Below are 18243 nucleotides of genomic sequence, written 5' to 3' on the forward strand. Positions count from 1 at the left end.
CCGTTACTGAAGGAGTTGCTCTGTCGATTGTAAATGCCGTAGCAGATGAGCTGGCTGATGTATAGTTACCATCAGCACTTGCAGCTACTGTTGCAGTAACAGTATAGCTGCCTGCATTGGTTGGCTTCGTTGCACTTGGGCCATAGCTGTTGTTTGCATTATCAGTTCCTGAATAACTGAAAGTATAAGATGTTCCTGTTCCTGTATTGGTAGCTGCCCCTGGCCCCTGTGGTGATCCGCTATAAGTGTAAGTACCTACCGGTGTTACCGTTACTGAAGGAGTTGCTTTACCTATAATTAGGCTTAAGGCATTTGTCGAAGATTGCGTTGAATGTCCATCAGAAGTAGTCGCAGTTACCGTATAGGTTCCTGAGGTAGCAGGTGTGGTTGTTGAAATATTTAAGATTAAATCGAAATTCAATGAATTAGAATTTCCATTAATTGTTATTGAGTTAGCAGTTACTCCGCTTGGCAATAAAGGAGCAAAAGAAAAAGTAACTGTGACATTGCTCGGATTTCCAGTGACCTTCATTGAAGAAGCATATGTAGCCGTTCCTCCAGTTCCATACATAATTGTTGCTGGATTTTGGGCTTCGATTGCCAGATTAGATATTCCAGTGGCATCCGTAAACACCCACTCCGCATGCAAACCCGACCTCTGCCCATCCGCCATCAATTTTAACGTTGCTCCCAACTCATCCGCATCACCTGGAACAAGCCATGAAGAACTAACATTTCCACTTGCATCTGCAACCACCATCCAGGGCTGGTGCGCCAGGCTGGTAGCATCATCGCCGCCAGTCGGGTCATGTAATACCTGCAACGTTACAGTTTCACCGGGCTGAAAGCCGCTGCCGGTAATAATTGCGGTTGAGCCCGGAGGATAATCCAGAGCATCTGTAGCAATCGTTGCTGTTTGGGAAAAGGCGCTTACACTGGCGAGTATAATTGCAAATAATGTAAGCAGGAGGGAGCGTAACCTAAGTTTCATAAACAGGTTTTATTGTTTAGTAAATGGGTAGAAATAATTAAAAAAATCAATTGTGAGGGGTAATGCAAGCAGGTTTAAAATAAATCAAAAGATTTATCATTCAGGGAAAGTGGATGAAGGCCTAATAGTTATTGGAACGTGAATTGGTCTAAATAGTTATTGGAAAGACGTTAGCTTAAGGGGAATAACCACAAATGTAATCATAGTTATTAGTTTAACAAATCTTTTGTTATATATTTTCATGTCCAGTTTTAAAAAGTGCTTTTAAAAAATTTTTATTAAAAAATTTTTATGAACCTAACCTCTTTCGATTAAAAAATTTATTTTCATTCCCGATGAACATCAGCCTCAATAAATATATAAGTGAAACCGGTTTTTGCAGCAGGAGAATGGCCGATAAATATATTGAAGAAGGGCGGGTAACTGTCAATGGTAAAGAAGCAAAAAAAGGGAACCGGGTATTTGAAAATGACATCGTCCTTATTGATGGAGAACCTCTAAAAAAGAAGATTGCGCCCGTTTATTTAATGTTGAATAAACCTAAAGGGATTACCTGTACTACTGATTTAAAAGATAAAACCAACATCATAGATTTCATAAATTATAAAAGCCGCATCTTCCCGGTTGGCAGGCTGGACAAGCTTTCTGAGGGATTGATTTTCTTAACGAATGATGGGGATATTGTAAACAAAATTCTTCGTGCCGGCAATATGCATGAAAAGGAATATGTGGTTACCACCGATAAACCCATTACCATTGATTTTATAAACAAAATGCGAAATGGTATTCCAATGCTTGGCACCGTTACCAAAAAATGTTTTGTAAAACAGGAAGGAGAAAAAAGATTCAGGATCATACTAACCCAGGGGCTTAACCGCCAGATACGGCGAATGTGTGCAGCTTTGGATTATAAAGTAACTTCCTTAAAGCGGGTGCGCATTATGAATATAACTTTACAGGGATTGGCGCCCGGTAAATGGAGACATTTTTCCAAAGATGAAATTGAAGAAATTAATGCAATGGTTATGCACAGCAGTAAAACTGCAGATAGTGAAAGTATGGGCGAATAAAAGCATTATAACATCCTGAACAACCTTTGCATCTTTCAAAAATCTGAATCGGAGAAAATGTTATTACAATAACAATTAAATCTGAAAAAGGATCAGATACTAAATACTTTTATAACCCGTTTACATTTTCATTCCCGCCATGGGATCTGATCCATGTTGGAATATATATTCACTATTGAGCAGATAAGCGCCGCTGGTTACTACTACATCACCGGCAGCAAGCCCTGAAGTTATTTCAATTTCATTATTATTGGTAATACCGGTTTGCACCATGCGTATTTCATAATCACCTGGTTTTGTCTGCACCCAAACAGTTGAGCCTTTGCTGTCTGTTAACACTGCGTCAGGCGGAAGCGTAATTGAATTGTGTTGTTGATTATCGGCGATAATATAAACAGGCATACCGGGATGGAGCTGATTGTTTTTATTTTGAATCGTAACACGAACAAGATTTATTCTTGTATCAGGATTTATTTCAGGATTTATAAAATCAATCGTTCCATTAATTGTTTGATTATTGATGCCAGGAATTTGAACAGAAACTTTTTCATGTTCACGGATAGAAGACATTTGTGTTGTATAAACCTGCGCCTCCGCCCAAAGTGTTGAAAGGTTGGCAAGTTCCACAACACTTCCACCTTCCATTACATAATCACCTTCTTTTATATTGAGTGAGGTAATGTATCCTGTTTCGGTGCTGTTGAATGTGGTGTGTGTTGAAGACTGTTTGCTTTGAGCCAACTGGTTAATTTGTGCATTCGTAATTCCCCATAACAATAATTTATTTTTTGCACTTTCCACTAATGCTCCATAATTAATTAATGAATTGCCCATTGAATTTTGTTGCTGCAACGCATTGATGTATTCCTGTTTGGCATTGTTAAGTTGCTCACTGTATAAATCATACAGCTTATCTCCTTTTTGAACATAGTCACCCACATTTTTAAAATAAAGCCTGTCAACTCTTCCTTCCACTCTTGCAGTTACTGAAGAAAGTTCGTTTTGATTGAAATTTAAAGTGCCTGTAAGAACAAGTTTATCGCCAATAATTCCTTTTCCTACTGTATCTGCCTGGATATTTCCTAACGTGATTTGTTCTGCATTTAAATGAATTTGAGTAGACGCACTGTTGCTTTTTTTAGAAACGGCAATCAGCTTCATACCGCAAATAGGGCAATCGCCGGGATGCTCTTCATGTACCTGCGGATGCATGCTACATGTATAATAGACATCTTTATTTGCGCTTGTAACTGTTCTCTGTTTTTGTTCTTTGCAGGAGGCCAAAAGAAATACAGTTAACAGTGTTCCGCATAATATAAATACAACAATGTTATTGCGCTGTTGAAAATATTTATTGAAATATTTTTTGCTCATATAAATTATTTTGAAACTGTTTGTATGAAACTTTCACTGTCCACCAGGTACTGTGCATTTACGGCTATGGTATCCGTTAGAGTAAGCCCGGAAAGTATTTGCACTTTATTACTAGTACGGATGCCCGTTAGTATCTTATGTGCCATAAATCCATCGCCGGATTTAATAAATGCAGCATCGCTCATTCCCAGCGAGAGCACTGCTGTTTGTGGAATCCACAAACCCTCTTTACCTGCCGTGTAGATGTTTGCCGTTACATGGCTGCCAACAGCTAGCATTTCCATATTGTGAAAATTTACCCTTGCTGTGAGGGTTTTATTGTTGCCACGAAAGAAGGGTTCAATAAAATCAATTTCTCCTTTTATAACGGCATTAGTATCTGTTTCCGGAATGATTTCTACTGCATCTCCTTTTTTTACAGCAGGCTGGTCATTCGGAAAAATCTGCAATGCAGCCCAGGCTTTATGATGGTTCATTATCATAAATAATGTTTGCCCTTTGGTTACATACATGCCTTCCTTAACCGATAATTCCTGCGTTACCGGCGCCGTATAATTTGATTCGTTTTCATTCAAATCGTGCTTCATTCCTGCATCATGAACATGACCACTATAATGGCTATAGATCCCCACACTATACGATGGTTTGCCAGACCGGGTGACTTTATTTAAATCTGTTTCACTCATGCCAAGCAATAACAATTTTTGCCGGGCTGCGGTTATGAAAGAAGTATTCTCTGCATCACGCTTTAACAGGAATATTAAATTCTCCTGCGCCGTTAATAATTCCGGGCTGTATATTTCCATTACTTTTTGTCCCGCTTCCACTTTTTGATAACGGTAACGCAGGTACAATTTTTCAATGCGACCCGATACATTTGTGGAGATGATACCTGACTCCCTTGTATCAGATTCAATGGTACCGTGAGCTTTCACAGGAATATTGACATTTCCTTGCTGCGGTGTAGTAACAGGCAGCGAAGCCACCACATATTCATTAGTTGGCTGAAGCAAAGTTTCCAGTTCAATGTTAGTTACAGCAACAGGTTTTGCATTCTTCTTAATGAGCTTCATACCACAAATGGGGCAATTGCCGGGATGATGTTCAAGCACCTGCGGATGCATGGCACAAGTGTATAAATCTTTTGATGATGCAATTTCACTTTTATTGTTTTGCTTGTTATTACACGCTGAGAGAATAAGCAATAAACAAAAGACAATAAGCAATAAAAACTTTTTCATAATATTCCTTTTAATCGTTAAATCCAGGGTCATCATTTATTTTTATTTCCATTAATTTTTCAAGATCAACCTGCATGCTTAAGAGCTGTTGAAGCTGATCAAGGTATTCAAGCTCTGTGTTATTCAATGTATCCCATGCATCGTATAACTCAAATAATTCTTCTGTGTTTTGTTCATATCCGAGTTGCGTGCTTTCATAATTTTTTTGAAGAGCAGGAATGATGTTTTTTTCAAATAACTGTACCTGTTTTTTCTTTGCTGCGATATCCTGCTGAAGCTGATAAGCCATGCCTGCGTATTCATTTGTCATGGATACTTTCTGCTCTTCTAACGCTTGCGATTTCCAGCGCAGGCTTTCAATGTTTGCTTTATTAGTTTTGGTTGACCAGTTCATTGGGATTTTTACCATGCCCATTAAATTATATTGCATCGGAAGCCCGCCAAAACCAAACATGTGATCGTACCTTATTCCAAACTCAGGTTTCAGGTTTGCACGTTCTATGTTTTGCCGCAGGTAAGTAAGCTCAATATTCTTGTCAATCGCTTTTATATCACTCCTGTTGCTATAAAAAAGTGAACTGTCAAATGTAGCAGTGGAGTAATCTTTTATTACATAATTGGTATCTATCGAAAAATTGGAGAGCTTACCGGTATTCATTAAAGTGTTTAATGCAATGCGTTTTTGAACAATTTCGTTTTCCAGTGAAACCCGCATATTTTCGATATTACCAAGAGATGCTTTTGCTTTATAATAAGCGCTTATCTTTCCCAAACCATTCTTATATCTCGTTTCTGCATTAGTGATCATGAAGTGCAACAGCTTTTCGCTTTCATCCAGGGTTGATAATTTTTTCTCAATAATTATCCATTCGTAATAATTTTTTTTGGCAGCAGCAAACACTTCATTTAACGTAGCCTGTTTATTTTCTTTTTCTACTGAAGACATTGCATTCATATAGGCTTCGTTTGCCTCATTGGCTTTTTTATTTGGAAAAAATTGTTCGGCGCTTATCATGTACTGGCCCATTCCTGTAGTCCCCGGCCCATTGGCTTTCCACAACTTTGTATTATAAGGCGCCATCCAAAGGCCGGTTGAAACCTGTGGTGCCATCCAGCTTTTTGCTCCCTTTGCTGCCGCATCCAATGATTGAATTTCTGCATCATACATTTTTAATGATGGATAAGAATGTTGAATAGTATCTAAAATATCATGCAGTTCTAACGTTTGTGTTTCTCCTGTTTTATGCAGCAGAAATATGAATAGTGTAGTTGTTATAAATCGTTTCATAATTTTTGGTTTAATGCTGAACATCCGGCACTTCAATCTTGCCATATTTTTTTAATTCATATTCTTTGCTCATTAAAAAAATAAGTGGTGTTACCAGTAAAATATAAATGGCCGAGGTAATAACACCACCCACCATCGGCAGTACAATTGGCTTCATTACATCGCTGCCCACACCATTGCTCCATAAAATGGGAATCAGTGCAAATAAGGATACACTTACGGTCATAATTTTTGGCCGCAACCTTTTGGCTGCACCCATTATGGTATATTCCCGTAAATCTGTTTTTGTAATGGTTTCCTTTGAGTTCCCCTTTTTTGCAATGAGTTGTTGCATTGCATCATTGAGATAAATAACCATAACGATATTGGTTTCCACTGCAAGGCCAAACAAAGCAATAAAACCAACTGCTACTGCTACGGATAAATTAACACCCCAGAAGTATATCATAAAAGCGCCACCAATGAGTGCAAAAGGCAGGGAAATTAAACTCAGGAATGCTTCACGTATTGAATGAAATGCAAAATACATGCTCATTAAAATAACAATCAATACAAAAGGCATTATCAGTTTTAAAGTTTTTTCACTCCGAATAAGATTTTCGTATTGCCCGCTCCAGTCAATGAAAAATCCTTTCGGCATTTTGCCGATAGCGCTGTTTAATTTTTGCTGTGCTTCTGCTACGGTACTACCCAAATCTCTTTCCCTTACATTAAATAAAACGGTGCCACGTAATAAAGCATTTTCAGAATTTATCATTGGCGGCCCTTCTGTAATTTTTATATCGGCAAGTGCGCCAAGCGGCACCGGACCAAAACCCGCTGTTTGAATCTGAAAACGTTTTAATGCTTCTATATTATTTCGGTAGTCCTGCCCAAACCTGGCGTTCACCGAAAAGCGTTGCCTGCCCTCAACCGTTGTTGTTATCTGAGCTCCGCCTAATGCACTTTCTATTACAGCATTCACATCATCCACACTTAAATTATAACGTGCAATTTCTTCGCGGTTAATATTGATGTCAATGTATTTACCGCCTGTTATAGGTTCTACATATAAATCTTTTACACCGGGAATGTCTTCCAGTTCTTTTTTTATAACCTGTGCAAAAGCATAAATACTGTCAAGGTTTTGGCCATACACTTTTACACCCACATCTGTTCTTATGCCTGTTGAAAGCATATTGATGCGATTAATAATCGGTTGTGTCCAACCGTTAGTTACGCCTGGTATTTGCAATTTGCTGTTCAGTTCGTTTATGATGCTGTCTTTAGTTATTCCTTTACGCCATTCACTCCTGGGTTTAAGCATTATTATTGTTTCAATCATGCTGATCGGGGAATTATCTGTTGCTGTATTGGCCCTTCCTGCTTTGCCTAAAACGGATTTTACTTCCGGTTGTGAAGCAAGTATTTTATCCTGTACCTGCAATATTCTTTTTACTTCACTGTTGGATACGTCGGGTAAGGTAACCGGCATAAAAAGAATACTTCCTTCATCAAGCGGCGGCATAAATTCCGTTCCTAAACTCATTACCATTGGCACGCTGATGGCAAGAGCAACGAGCATAACGCCGATGGTAGTTTTGCGCCATTTAATACAGGCGCGAATAGCAGGTTCATACATTCTTTCCAAAAAGCGATTGACCGGGTTAGCACTTTCCGGACGAAACCTGCCACGCATAAAAAATGAAATCAGCACAGGTGCAAGTGTTACAACAAGAATTGCATCCACCGCCATAATGAATGTTTTCGTGTATGCCAGCGGGTGAAATAATTTTCCTTCCTCGCCGGTGAGTAAAAACACAGGGAGAAAAGATGTGATGATGATAATAGTTGAAAAGAACACGCCACGGGAAACCTGTTTGCACGCACGTTCAATGATGCTCATTCTTTCGGCTTCAGGTATTTTGTAATAATCCTGTTTCCACCATTTCTTATTTATGTCTTTTTCTTTGTTCATGAAGATTGATTTGTGGGTCGGCTGTTCTGCCACTCCGATAAACTCCGGTATGCATTTTCACTCATGATAATTCCGTTGTCAACAATAACACCGATGGCTAATGCAACTCCCGTTAACGACATGATGTTGGATGATAAACCAAATGCATTAAGCAGGATAAAACTAACGGCTACGGTTATAGGTATTTGTATAATGATACTTAATGCGCTGCGCCAATGCAGGAGAAAAACGATAACGATAATGCAGACAATGCTTATTTCTTCTACCAGTTTGTTTTTGATGTTTGCAATTGCGGCTTCGATCAAATCACTGCGGTCATAATCTATTTTAAACGAAACGCCTTCGGGAAGCCCCTTCTGCAAATCAGCCATTTTTTTCTTTACCGCTTTAATTACATTATCAGCATTCTCCCCATAACGCATTACAACGATACCTCCTACAGCTTCGCCTTCCCCGTTAGTATCAAAAATGCCCAAACGTAAATCACCGCCCATTTGCACGGTACCAATATCTTTTACTCTCACTGGGATGCCATTGTTATTGCTTAATGCAATATTTTCTATGTCTTCTTTGTTTTTAATGTATCCAAGCCCCCGAATGATATACCCCATGCCAGCCATTTCCAGTTTTCTTCCGCCAACATCATTGTTATTGGCTCTCACTTTGTCCATTACATCTGTCATAGAAAGGTTGTAGAACTGCAACTTTATAGGATCAATCACTAACTGGTATTGTTTTTCAAAACCCCCGAAAGATGCTACTTCTGCAACGCCCGGCACTGTTTGTAAAGCAAATTTTACATACCAATCCTGCAATGCTCTTTGTTCGCCTAGGTCCATTTTTGGCGCATCCAAATGGTACCAGAAAATGTGCCCTACACCAGTTCCGTCGGGGCCAAGTGTGGGCGTTACACCTTGCGGTAATAACCGTTGTGCATAATTTAATTTTTCGAGTACCCGTGTACGTGCCCAGTATATATCCACATCGTCATCAAATACAATATACACGAAGCTCATCCCGAACATGGAGGTACCCCGGATGTTTTTTACCTTCGGCACACCCTGCAGGTTACTAACCAGGGGATAGGTAACCTGGTCTTCCATAATCTGTGGGCTTTGGCCCTCCCATTCTGTAAAAACAATTACCTGGTTTTCGCTCAGGTCAGGAATGGCATCGACCGGGTTACGCTGTATATTATAAATGCCCCACACCAATAAACCCACCGCAATTAGCAGTACGATGAAACGGTTGCGAAGTGAAAGTTCAATTAGTTTATTAACCATTTTTTTAGCCTCATCCCAACCCTTCTCCAAAAGGAGAAGGACAAGATTGTTTTGAGATTTTTAAGTTAAATTGTTTATTTAATTGCGTATTGAATATGCATATTGCTTTTGCTCTTTGTTTATTTGCCCACCTTTACATAAGTACCTTCGTCCCAAAGCTTTTTTGCCGTTCTGTCATCTTTTGTTTTTCTAAATTCATTCTACAAACCGGGCATTTACCCGGCTTTTCACTCATAACATTTTGGTGCATTTTGCACGTATACGTTTCGTCCTGTGCTAAGGTGCCTGTTTGCAAGGTTGTATTTTTTCCTGTTTTATTTCCATTGCAAGCTGTGAAGCCGGTTACGAATAACATAACCAGCATTATTAAAATAATTCTTTTCATGATTACAACTTAAAAGTCAATAAATAGAAAAGGAGACGACAACAGAAATGCGTCTAGCCCGGGAATACCAGGCCAACAATGAGAATTGAAATATCAAATACGAAAAACGCGGTTAGCAATATAAGCGGCGATACCCGTGTAAAGAGGCGGGCCATGAATGTTTTCATTCCTGCTTTGAAAACTTAGATAGGGCCTTACATCATAAGAATAATGATAGTGAGGTAAAAAGGAAAAATTGCCGAAAGAATTTATTAAGACAATTGATGCAATGTGGCCGTCTTTTACCTTTTGAAAATGGAATTTGTTCTTGCAGCAATCACTTTTGCTATTGACCTTACCAAAATTATTGCTTTCGTTTACCGCGAGCGTTAGAGATACGGATTTCAATTTACCGCAACAATAAAATTCTTTCAAACTGAAACCCATTGTTGCAAATGAGTAAATGAAAAGAAGTAATATGGCTGCAGTTTTTTTCATTCCAACATCAAAAGTAATGAAGGTTTTCAAGGATTATATTATAAAATCATATAAATTATTTGCGAAATTTTAGGTTCTGTATCACCAAAGTCATAAGATATGCTGTTTCTCCAGGCTTAATGGATTAACTCCGTTAAGTTGTTTGTAATTATTTATATTTGGGGCAAAGGCATTTTCCCCGGTAATTTTTTTAGTAAAAAAAATCAAAAAATTAAACAAAAACAACTTTTATATGCTTAAACAATCTTTCTTTTTAATTTTATTAATAATGATTTTTCCTTTTTTCTCGGAAGCCCAAGATTGGCCAAACCTTGCACGTTATAAAGATGCAAACGCAAAGCTTAGCGCACCTGCTCCTAATGAAAACCGTGTTGTGTTCATGGGCAATTCAATTACAGAAGGATGGGTAAGAATGGACTCTGCATTCTTTGCAGAAAGATCATACTTAGGCCGCGGCATCAGCGGGCAAACGACACCTCAAATGCTGATAAGGTTTAAGGCTGATGTTATTCATTTACAACCCAAAGTTGTAGTAATATTAGCGGGCACTAACGATATTGCCGGCAATACCGGCCCTTCCACTTTAGAAATGATAGAAGATAATCTTTCTTCAATGGCAGAAATTGCCAAAGCTAATAATATTAAAGTTGTTCTTTCGTCTGTGCTTCCTGCCTACGATTATCCCTGGAAGCCCGGATTGCAACCTGCTGAAAAAATAATAGCGTTAAATAAGTGGATAAAAAATTATGCAGCCAGGCATGGTTGTATTTATCTTGATTTTTTCACTTCACTGGTTGACAATCGTAACGGGATGAAGGCTGAATACTCACCAGACGGGGTGCATCCAAATTTAGCGGGCTATAAAATAATGGAACCGCTTGCAGAGAAAGCAATTGCGCTTGCGTTGCATAAAAAGTAATATAATGGTGATCTACTTTAATAGATAACGCAAGTGTTCTTGCTGTATCTTTTTTAGCGCTTGGTTAATTCTATTTTACCTTTATTTGGATTTGCCTGGAATAAAACATACTTACCGTTATCATCTTTTAATATTTCAGATTTTCGTGTTTTATTATTTTGATGAACATTTACACCTTTCCACGAAGCCGGAAGATATGTTTTTAAGGTAAGAGGCAAATTATATAAGCTTGTATCAAGCGAATGAAGCAGCGTGAGTGTAATTTTATTTTCACTTTTTTCTTGAGTTACTTTTACGGCCATTCTTTCACGCATGTATTTAGTAACATCTTTAAATGTGGCCACCCAAAGGCTGTCTTCTTTATTTTTTATGTATTGAAAGTACTCTACAAGTTCTTCATGATTTATGGGTTCCCATCCAAGAGTGTCTATACCATGAAATACCAATACCAGCCAGATATTATTATGGGCCAACAGTGTATCTACCCACGATTTCATTACACTTAACTGCGTTTTAGATAGCGGCCCTCTTTGCCATTGCACATATTCTTTTTTTGACAAACCCGGTTGTTCTTTATATCCCCTGTTTATTTCCTGCAAATAAGGTTCAGGCATTTTATTTCTTAAAGCCGGGAATAGTTTTGATTGAAGTACGTATTCCATTACCCGCTCATCTTCCGTGCCGAAAGGAACTTCAGCAGAGAATGTATTTTCATCTCCTAAATGAGTACGAATATCTTCTTTGCATTTTTGCAATTCGTAATACATATTAGGCGTATCAAGTATTGCCATATATGGGTGCGAAAGGGAATGGCACGCAAACTCATGCCCCTGGGCGGCATAGCGTTTAAAATCGCTCCATGAGTTCTCAGCGCTTAATCCTGCTTCGTATGTTGTATCAATTCCGGGCTTAAATAATCCGGCTAACGCCATGGTGTAAACGCTGTCTATAATTTTATAAGCTGCCTTCGGTTTTCCTTCTTCATACAATGAGCCTGCTCTGAAAAAATAATCCGTGGTTCCTTTATAACCGAGAAATTTTGCGGCGGAAGCCCTTTCGAAAAAATTATTTTTATTGGTGGAAACAGTTTTTGTTTCATTCATTATTTCTTTTACCGGCCTGCCAATAAATTTTGCATGATACCGGGAACCTTTTATATCTCCTGTAACAATAAAAAATGTGCCTGGAAATTGAAGCCTGTTCATAATAGGTATGGCCTCTGTAAACTGAGTTGGAATGCCATCATCATATGTAATTGACACAGCCGCTTTTTTATCAAACTGCCATTTGGTGATTGTTGTCTGGCAGTAGCTTTCTTCATTTAGAAATAAAATACCTAAGAAACACAGACACGCTTTAACCGATAAAATATTCATATCCTGAAGTTTATTATGATCAATTGCATCTTGCGCTAAATACTTCGAAAAAAAAAATGGACAGAGCCAATCTTATTTTCAATAGTTTAAAAATAAGTTTTATTACATTTTTAAAAAAGAGTTCTTCAGCTGGCTAAACCCATCTCTTTTAAATTTCATATTTTTAATAACATTCTTAATGAAAAAATTATGCAATGATTGTTGTTGATAGTGTTGTAAAGAAATTTGGAAATATAGCAGCAATTGACACTGTTTCATTTAAAGTAAATGAAGGAGAAAACGTTGTACTGCTTGGGACCAGTGGCTGTGGAAAAACAACGATGCTTCGCATGATCAACAGGCTTACAGAAACAACTTCAGGAAATATTTATATTAATGAGAAAAATATTAAAAACGTTCCGCCTGAGGAATTAAGAAGAAATATCGGATATGCATTGCAGCACAACGGGCTTTTTCCTCATTACACTATTGCTGAAAATATTGCGATAGTTCCCGAGTTGTTAAATTGGCCGAAAGAAAAAATCACTAAAAGAACTTCGGAATTATTAGAGCAACTACATCTTCCTCAAAATTATTTATCACTTTATCCGCAGGAGTTAAGCGGAGGTCAGCAACAGCGTGTAGGCCTTGCAAGAGCATTGGCAGCTGATCCTCCTTTACTGTTAATGGATGAACCTTTTGGTGCGCTCGATGCAGTTACCCGTGCAAACATTACCAATGAATTCAGTAAGCTTGAAGTACTGAAAAATAAAACGATTGTTTTGGTCACTCATGATATCCGTGAAGCATTTCAACTAGGTAACAAAATTTTATTGATGGATAAAGGGAAGGTAGTGCAGGAAGGCGCTGCGCCCGATTTGCTGTTTAATCCTGTTAATAATTTTGTCACCTCTTTTTTTGAAGATCAACGGATGCAACTTGAGTTAAACGCTGTTTTACTAAAAGATATTTGGAACTATCTCCCGTCAATTAATCAGGAGGAAATAACAGACGGCATCATTGATATTGATAATAATATATGGCAGGCGCTTTATCTTTTATTAAATAAAAAAAATAAAAGTATTGTATTGCATAATGCTTTAACAGCAGAAATGAAAACTGCGAATTACGATTCTTTGTTCACGGCGTTCAGCAATTATAAACAACAGAGATATGAATGAATCAACTCAATCGCTCTTTAGTTTTATGCGTGAACAATCTGGTAAAATTTTGGATCAATTGCTCGCGCATATTGGCCTTACTTTTATTTCCTTATTAATAGCAGTAGCCATTGGTGTGCCTTTGGGAATTTTTATTGCAAAAAGAAAGAAACTATCCGGTACCGTTTTAGGTTTTGTTGGTGTATTACAAACCATACCAAGTATTGCATTACTTGGTTTTATGATTCCAATTCTCGGTATTGGACCAAAACCGGCGATAGTTGCTTTGTTTTTGTACGCACTATTGCCTATTGTAAGAAATACCTTCACGGGAATTATGGGTGTGGATGCATCGGTAAGAGATGCAGCAAAGGGAATGGGCATGAGCGGTAAACAAATTCTTACGAAAGTAGAACTGCCTTTATCCTTGCCCGTTATACTCGCGGGAATTCGTACTGCAACAGTGATAAATGTAGGCGTGGCAACACTTGCAGCTTATATAGCTGCAGGGGGCCTGGGAGAATTTATATTTGGGGGCATTGCATTAAACAATACCAATATGATTCTTGCAGGCGCAATTCCTGCAGCGTTACTTGCTATCGTTCTTGATTTTATTTTATCAAAGGTTCAGAAGATTAATCTTAAAAAACTGCGGGCCGGTTTTTGGTTACTTCCGCTCAGCGTTATTCTTTTATCTTCTTTTTATTTATTGCCTGACATTTATGGAACTAAAATGCTTGCGGGTTTTACCCCTGAATTTATGGGAAGGGAAGATGGTTATCTCGGCCTTGAAAAAGTATATCATTTGCATATCAGGAATGTTGTTATCAGTGATGCTGTGATGTACAAAGCTGCTTATGAAAAAAAGTTAGATGTTATCAGCGGGTATAGCACCGATGGACGCCTGAAGGCTTTTAATCTCGTTGTGTTGGATGATGATAAAAAAATATTTCCACCTTATTTTGTCGCACCGGTCATCCATGAAAGTATTTTACAGCAACATCCTGAACTTGAAAATGTATTAAATCAACTAGCTGGTCGTATCAATGATTCTGTGATGACGGAATTAAATTATCGTGTTGATTATTTAAAGCAAAGTCCTGACAAAGTTGCCAAAGATTTTTTGATGGAACAAAGTTTGTATAAAGAACCACAAAACGGGAATGGAGAAGTAATAAGAATCGGGTCAAAAATATTTGGTGAACAATATATACTTGCATCAATGTATGCCATGCTGATTAAAGGCAATACCAATTTGCAGGTAGAAACAAAAACCGGGTTAGGAGGAACAAAAATTTGTTTTGATGCTTTAACGAATAACCAAATTGACATGTATCCTGAATACACGGGGACGGCATTATTGGTAATATTACAAGCTCAGGATTCCGTTCTAAAAAACCTGGGAGCGAATGAACAAAATATTTATGATTATGTGCAACAGAAGTTCCATGAGAAATATAATTTAAAATGGTTAAAACCTGTTGGGTTTAATAATTCGTATTGTTTAATGATGCGAAGAGAACAATCGAAGCGAATAGGTGTTAATAGTATTTCCGGGCTTAAAAAATATCTTGATAAAAAATAGGCCTCACCCCCAACCCTCTGCGGGGGAGAGGGAATAAAATTACCGGGCAAGTTTATAATAACTTGTAAACTTTAGTTTGGTGAGAACGATAAAAGATAATTTATGGATTTATTAAAAAAATATATAGAAGTAAGAAACCATTCGGAAGAAATATGCAAGCCGTTGCAGACTGAAGATTATGTTGTTCAGCCAATAGTTGACGTAAGTCCACCTAAGTGGCACATTGGGCATACCACCTGGTTTTTTGAAACCTTCATTCTGAAACCGAATATGGAAAAGTACGAGGAGTTTGACCCACAATATAATTATGTATTCAACAGCTATTATGAGACAGTTGGCGTCAGGGTAATACGAACAGACAGGGGAAATTTAAGCAGGCCGACTGTGGAAGATATTTACAAATTTCGCAGACATGTTGATAATGCTATGAATGAATTTTTGCAAAAGCCACTGACGAAGGAACTGGAAGAATTAATTGAACTGGGCCTCAATCACGAACAACAGCACCAGGAACTTTTAGCAACTGATATTAAATATATTTTAGGAAATAATCCGTTGTTTCCTCCCTATAAATTTGAGGTTGGTAAAAGTCAAAATAATATTCAGACAAAAAATAATGATTTTCTCAAGGTCAAAAAAGGTATTTATAAAATCGGGTATGAAGGAGATGATTTTTGTTTCGATAATGAATTAAGCAGGCATGAAGTACTGTTGCAGGACTTCAGTATTGCAAATAATCTTGTTACCAATGGAGAGTTTATGGAATTTATGGATGCGGGCGGTTATAAAAATTTTAATTACTGGCACGCTGAAGGTTGGGACTGGGTTAAGACCAATAATATCAATTCGCCGCTTTATTGGCATTTCATTAATGGCGAATGGTTTAATTACACTTTACAGGGTTTGCAGAAAATCGCTTTAAATAAACCCTTATGCCACATAAGTTTTTATGAAGCATCGGCGTATGCATCATGGAAGGGAATGCGCCTGCCTACTGAGTTTGAATGGGAAATTGCCGCGCAACAATTTGAGTGGGGACAAAGGTGGGAATGGACTGAAAGTGCTTACCTGCCTTATCCTGGTTTTTCAAAAGCACCAGGCGCAATTGGAGAATACAATGGAAAATTTATGGTGAATCAACAAGTGTTACGTGGAGCATCGGAAGTAACTCCCGAAGGACATAGCAGAATAACTTATCGTAATTTTTTTCATCCCCATTTACGCTGGCAATACACAGGGGTAAGATTGGCACAATAATATGTTATGAAGTAAAATGAATGTGATGAACCAATTTTTACAGGATGTCTTAAAGGGATTACAATCATCTCCAAAATATTTACAATCGAAATATTTTTATGACAAGAAGGGCGATGAATTATTTCAAAAGATTATGCAATGCGAAGAATATTATCTTACCAATTGTGAGATGGAAATATTCTCTACACAAACTGCCGCACTTGCTGATATTATTATTGACCAGCATAACAGTTTTGATGTAGTTGAATTAGGTCCGGGTGATGCGGTAAAATCATTATATCTTTTAAAAGAACTGGCCGGTAAAAATGCAATTGATACTTATTTTCCTGTTGATATTTCTAATAATATAATTGATCTTCTTCAAAAAAAGCTTCCTGAACAATTGCCAAAACTCAATATTCACGGGCTTAACGGGGAATATCTTTCGATGCTTACTTCTGCAAAAAAAATTTCTGATAAAATAAAACTGGTATTATTTCTTGGTTCTAATATTGGAAATATTCCAAAGGAAGAGGTGAATGAATTTTGCAGGCAAATACGCAGCCAGCTTTCCATTGGCGATATGGTTCTAATTGGAATTGATCTTAAAAAAAATCCAAAGCAAATTCGTTTAGCCTACGACGATAGTAATGGATATACACGTGAATTTAATCTTAATCTTTTAAGGAGAATTAACAGGGAATTAGGCGGCAACTTTGTAATAGAAGATTTCGAGCACTATGCAACTTACGATCCTATAACCGGCGCTTGTAGGAGTTTCCTGGTTTCTTTAAAAGATCAGCAAGTGACTATCGGCAACCATGCATCGTTTAATTTTTTAAAAAACGAAACGGTCTTCATGGAAATTTCTCAAAAATATTCTATTGAACAAACTGATGAAATAGCCAGCCAAAGCGGTTTTGAACCTGTAGCTCATTTCTTTGATAAGAATAAATGGTTTACTGATGTAATTTGGAAATGCGTTTGAAAATATGAATTATGAGTTACGTAAATTCTTTTTAACGTTGCTAACTGTTCTTTACCAAAAGGTTTAACTGAGAGGGAATAATTTTCGCAATTACTTTATCAATCTTCCCTTTATATTCTCCATCAATCTGGAAATGAGTTTTTCTCTTTAACGTTATAGTTGCATTTTTTGTTTGAAAAACCTCCACCTTTTTCGGGTTAAACTTTTTATAGCTTAAGAGCATCTTAAATAATTCCCAAACGGGAAACTTCCGGAACACTACAATTTCAAATTGGCCATCGCCTAAAAGGCCTTCAGGGTTAACCAGAGCGCCCGTGCCGTATTTGCTTGCATTTGCAATTACCACCATGTAGGCGTTCGTTCTAAAATCTTTATCATCTGTTACAATGTGTGCGCTCAATAATTTTTTTCGCCATAGTACTTTAATTACCATTCTTGCATAGCCCCACATTCCCCGCAATGGGTTTTCCTCAAAATATTTTATCAGTTGAGCGTTCATTCCAAAGTCACTTAAATGGAGGCTGATATCGTCGTCGTTTATTTTTATTATGTCACAACATTTTATCTTTCCATTTATAATAATATCCAATGCTTCTGCAGGGTCTTCAGGAATGCCCAATTCTTTCGCCATACCATTTGCAGAACCCGCAGGCAAAATACCCATGGTTAAATTTGTTCCAAATAATTGTTTTGCTAATAAAGAAACGGTGCCATCTCCGCCTACCGCTACAATCCTGTTAATTTGTAATTTTTCAATCCAATACTTAATTGATCCGGTATCATCTTTGTCTTTTAAAATATAAATTTCTATGGTATGCTTAAGATTTTTAAAATAATCCCGTATGGCAGTTTCCCAATTAATTTTTTTCTTTCCTCCAGACACCGGATTGAGAACGAATAATATTTTGAGATTAGCCGGATTTTCCATAATATC

The 18243-nt window shown here is 37.6% G+C and carries 16 protein-coding genes; 6 read left to right on the plus strand and 10 right to left on the minus strand.

Annotation, left to right across the window (positions count from 1 at the left end):
- A partial coding sequence (locus tag FW778_RS21030; RefSeq protein WP_150416866.1) for a pilus assembly protein occupies positions 1–991 on the minus strand: 991 nt, incomplete at its 3' end.
- A gap of 335 nt (positions 992–1326) precedes the next feature.
- Between FW778_RS21030 and rluF the strand changes: the two genes are divergently transcribed.
- Positions 1327–2061, plus strand: a complete 735-nt coding sequence (gene rluF, locus FW778_RS21035; protein ID WP_150416867.1) for a 23S rRNA pseudouridine(2604) synthase RluF — start codon at positions 1327–1329, stop codon at positions 2059–2061.
- Positions 2062–2181: 120 nt separating this feature from the next.
- Here rluF and FW778_RS21040 read toward each other — a convergent pair whose 3' ends face one another.
- The 7 genes from FW778_RS21040 to FW778_RS21070 all read right to left on the minus strand — a co-directional run bounded on the left by FW778_RS21040 (position 2182) and on the right by FW778_RS21070 (position 10096).
- Positions 2182–3435, minus strand: coding sequence for an efflux RND transporter periplasmic adaptor subunit (locus FW778_RS21040; protein ID WP_150416868.1), 1254 nt, complete (start codon positions 3433–3435; stop codon positions 2182–2184).
- Between the two features lie 5 nt (positions 3436–3440).
- Complete coding sequence (locus tag FW778_RS21045) at positions 3441–4676, minus strand: efflux RND transporter periplasmic adaptor subunit (RefSeq protein ID WP_202552414.1); 1236 nt, start codon at positions 4674–4676, stop codon at positions 3441–3443.
- A 10-nt stretch (positions 4677–4686) separates the two neighbouring features.
- Positions 4687–5964 (minus strand): TolC family protein, encoded by a 1278-nt coding sequence (locus tag FW778_RS21050; RefSeq protein WP_150416869.1) that lies wholly within the window; start codon positions 5962–5964, stop codon positions 4687–4689.
- A gap of 10 nt (positions 5965–5974) precedes the next feature.
- Positions 5975–7921, minus strand: a complete 1947-nt coding sequence (locus tag FW778_RS21055) for an efflux RND transporter permease subunit (protein WP_150416870.1) — start codon at positions 7919–7921, stop codon at positions 5975–5977.
- On the minus strand, positions 7918–9204 hold the full coding sequence (locus FW778_RS21060) for an efflux RND transporter permease subunit (RefSeq protein WP_150416871.1): 1287 nt from the start codon (positions 9202–9204) through the stop codon (positions 7918–7920). Before FW778_RS21060 ends, FW778_RS21055 begins: the two co-directional genes overlap by 4 nt.
- A gap of 133 nt (positions 9205–9337) precedes the next feature.
- Positions 9338–9589: a heavy metal-binding domain-containing protein gene (locus FW778_RS21065; RefSeq protein WP_150416872.1), complete on the minus strand. Its 252-nt coding sequence runs from the start codon at positions 9587–9589 to the stop codon at positions 9338–9340.
- Positions 9590–9682: 93 nt separating this feature from the next.
- Positions 9683–10096 (minus strand): HYC_CC_PP family protein, encoded by a 414-nt coding sequence (locus FW778_RS21070; protein ID WP_150416873.1) that lies wholly within the window; start codon positions 10094–10096, stop codon positions 9683–9685.
- A gap of 202 nt (positions 10097–10298) precedes the next feature.
- Between FW778_RS21070 and FW778_RS21075 the strand changes: the two genes are divergently transcribed.
- Positions 10299–10985, plus strand: a complete 687-nt coding sequence (locus FW778_RS21075; protein ID WP_150416874.1) for an SGNH/GDSL hydrolase family protein — start codon at positions 10299–10301, stop codon at positions 10983–10985.
- A gap of 53 nt (positions 10986–11038) precedes the next feature.
- Here the strand turns inward: FW778_RS21075 and FW778_RS21080 are convergent, their stop codons facing one another.
- A complete protein-coding gene (locus FW778_RS21080; RefSeq protein ID WP_150416875.1) occupies positions 11039–12361 on the minus strand; it encodes a polysaccharide deacetylase family protein in 1323 nt (440 codons plus the stop codon).
- 194 nt (positions 12362–12555) lie between these two features.
- Between FW778_RS21080 and FW778_RS21085 the strand changes: the two genes are divergently transcribed.
- From FW778_RS21085 to FW778_RS21100, 4 genes are all read left to right on the plus strand, one after another.
- A complete protein-coding gene (locus FW778_RS21085; RefSeq protein WP_150416876.1) occupies positions 12556–13521 on the plus strand; it encodes an ABC transporter ATP-binding protein in 966 nt (321 codons plus the stop codon).
- A complete protein-coding gene (locus FW778_RS21090; RefSeq protein ID WP_150416877.1) occupies positions 13514–15085 on the plus strand; it encodes an ABC transporter permease/substrate-binding protein in 1572 nt (523 codons plus the stop codon). Before FW778_RS21085 ends, FW778_RS21090 begins: the two co-directional genes overlap by 8 nt.
- A gap of 102 nt (positions 15086–15187) precedes the next feature.
- Complete coding sequence (gene egtB / locus FW778_RS21095) at positions 15188–16342, plus strand: ergothioneine biosynthesis protein EgtB (protein ID WP_150416878.1); 1155 nt, start codon at positions 15188–15190, stop codon at positions 16340–16342.
- Positions 16343–16367: 25 nt separating this feature from the next.
- Positions 16368–17309 (plus strand): L-histidine N(alpha)-methyltransferase, encoded by a 942-nt coding sequence (locus FW778_RS21100; RefSeq protein WP_150416879.1) that lies wholly within the window; start codon positions 16368–16370, stop codon positions 17307–17309.
- 40 nt (positions 17310–17349) lie between these two features.
- On the opposite strand, the gene FW778_RS21105 is transcribed toward FW778_RS21100, so the two are convergent.
- On the minus strand, positions 17350–18237 hold the full coding sequence (locus FW778_RS21105; protein WP_150416880.1) for a diacylglycerol/lipid kinase family protein: 888 nt from the start codon (positions 18235–18237) through the stop codon (positions 17350–17352).
- Positions 18238–18243 lie beyond the last annotated feature (6 nt).

Origin of the sequence: Ginsengibacter hankyongi, from assembly GCF_008710285.1 — a bacterium.
GTDB classification, from domain to species: Bacteria; Bacteroidota; Bacteroidia; order Chitinophagales; family Chitinophagaceae; genus Ginsengibacter; species Ginsengibacter hankyongi.

Excerpts from the sequence above, each read along its gene's own strand:
- FW778_RS21060 (WP_150416871.1), bottom strand. The coding sequence starts at position 9,204 with ATGGTTAATAAACTAATTGAACTTTCACTTCGCAACCGTTTCATCGTA.
- FW778_RS21080 (WP_150416875.1), bottom strand. The coding sequence starts at position 12,361 with ATGAATATTTTATCGGTTAAAGCGTGTCTGTGTTTCTTAGGTATTTTA.
- FW778_RS21105 (WP_150416880.1), bottom strand. The coding sequence starts at position 18,237 with ATGGAAAATCCGGCTAATCTCAAAATATTATTCGTTCTCAATCCGGTG.
- FW778_RS21100 (WP_150416879.1), top strand. The coding sequence starts at position 16,368 with ATGAACCAATTTTTACAGGATGTCTTAAAGGGATTACAATCATCTCCA.
- FW778_RS21085 (WP_150416876.1), top strand. The coding sequence starts at position 12,556 with ATGATTGTTGTTGATAGTGTTGTAAAGAAATTTGGAAATATAGCAGCA.
- FW778_RS21090 (WP_150416877.1), top strand. The coding sequence starts at position 13,514 with ATGAATGAATCAACTCAATCGCTCTTTAGTTTTATGCGTGAACAATCT.
- FW778_RS21045 (WP_202552414.1), bottom strand. The coding sequence starts at position 4,676 with ATGAAAAAGTTTTTATTGCTTATTGTCTTTTGTTTATTGCTTATTCTC.
- FW778_RS21065 (WP_150416872.1), bottom strand. The coding sequence starts at position 9,589 with ATGAAAAGAATTATTTTAATAATGCTGGTTATGTTATTCGTAACCGGC.
- egtB (WP_150416878.1), top strand. The coding sequence starts at position 15,188 with ATGGATTTATTAAAAAAATATATAGAAGTAAGAAACCATTCGGAAGAA.
- FW778_RS21050 (WP_150416869.1), bottom strand. The coding sequence starts at position 5,964 with ATGAAACGATTTATAACAACTACACTATTCATATTTCTGCTGCATAAA.
- FW778_RS21040 (WP_150416868.1), bottom strand. The coding sequence starts at position 3,435 with ATGAGCAAAAAATATTTCAATAAATATTTTCAACAGCGCAATAACATT.
- rluF (WP_150416867.1), top strand. The coding sequence starts at position 1,327 with ATGAACATCAGCCTCAATAAATATATAAGTGAAACCGGTTTTTGCAGC.
- FW778_RS21055 (WP_150416870.1), bottom strand. The coding sequence starts at position 7,921 with ATGAACAAAGAAAAAGACATAAATAAGAAATGGTGGAAACAGGATTAT.
- FW778_RS21075 (WP_150416874.1), top strand. The coding sequence starts at position 10,299 with ATGCTTAAACAATCTTTCTTTTTAATTTTATTAATAATGATTTTTCCT.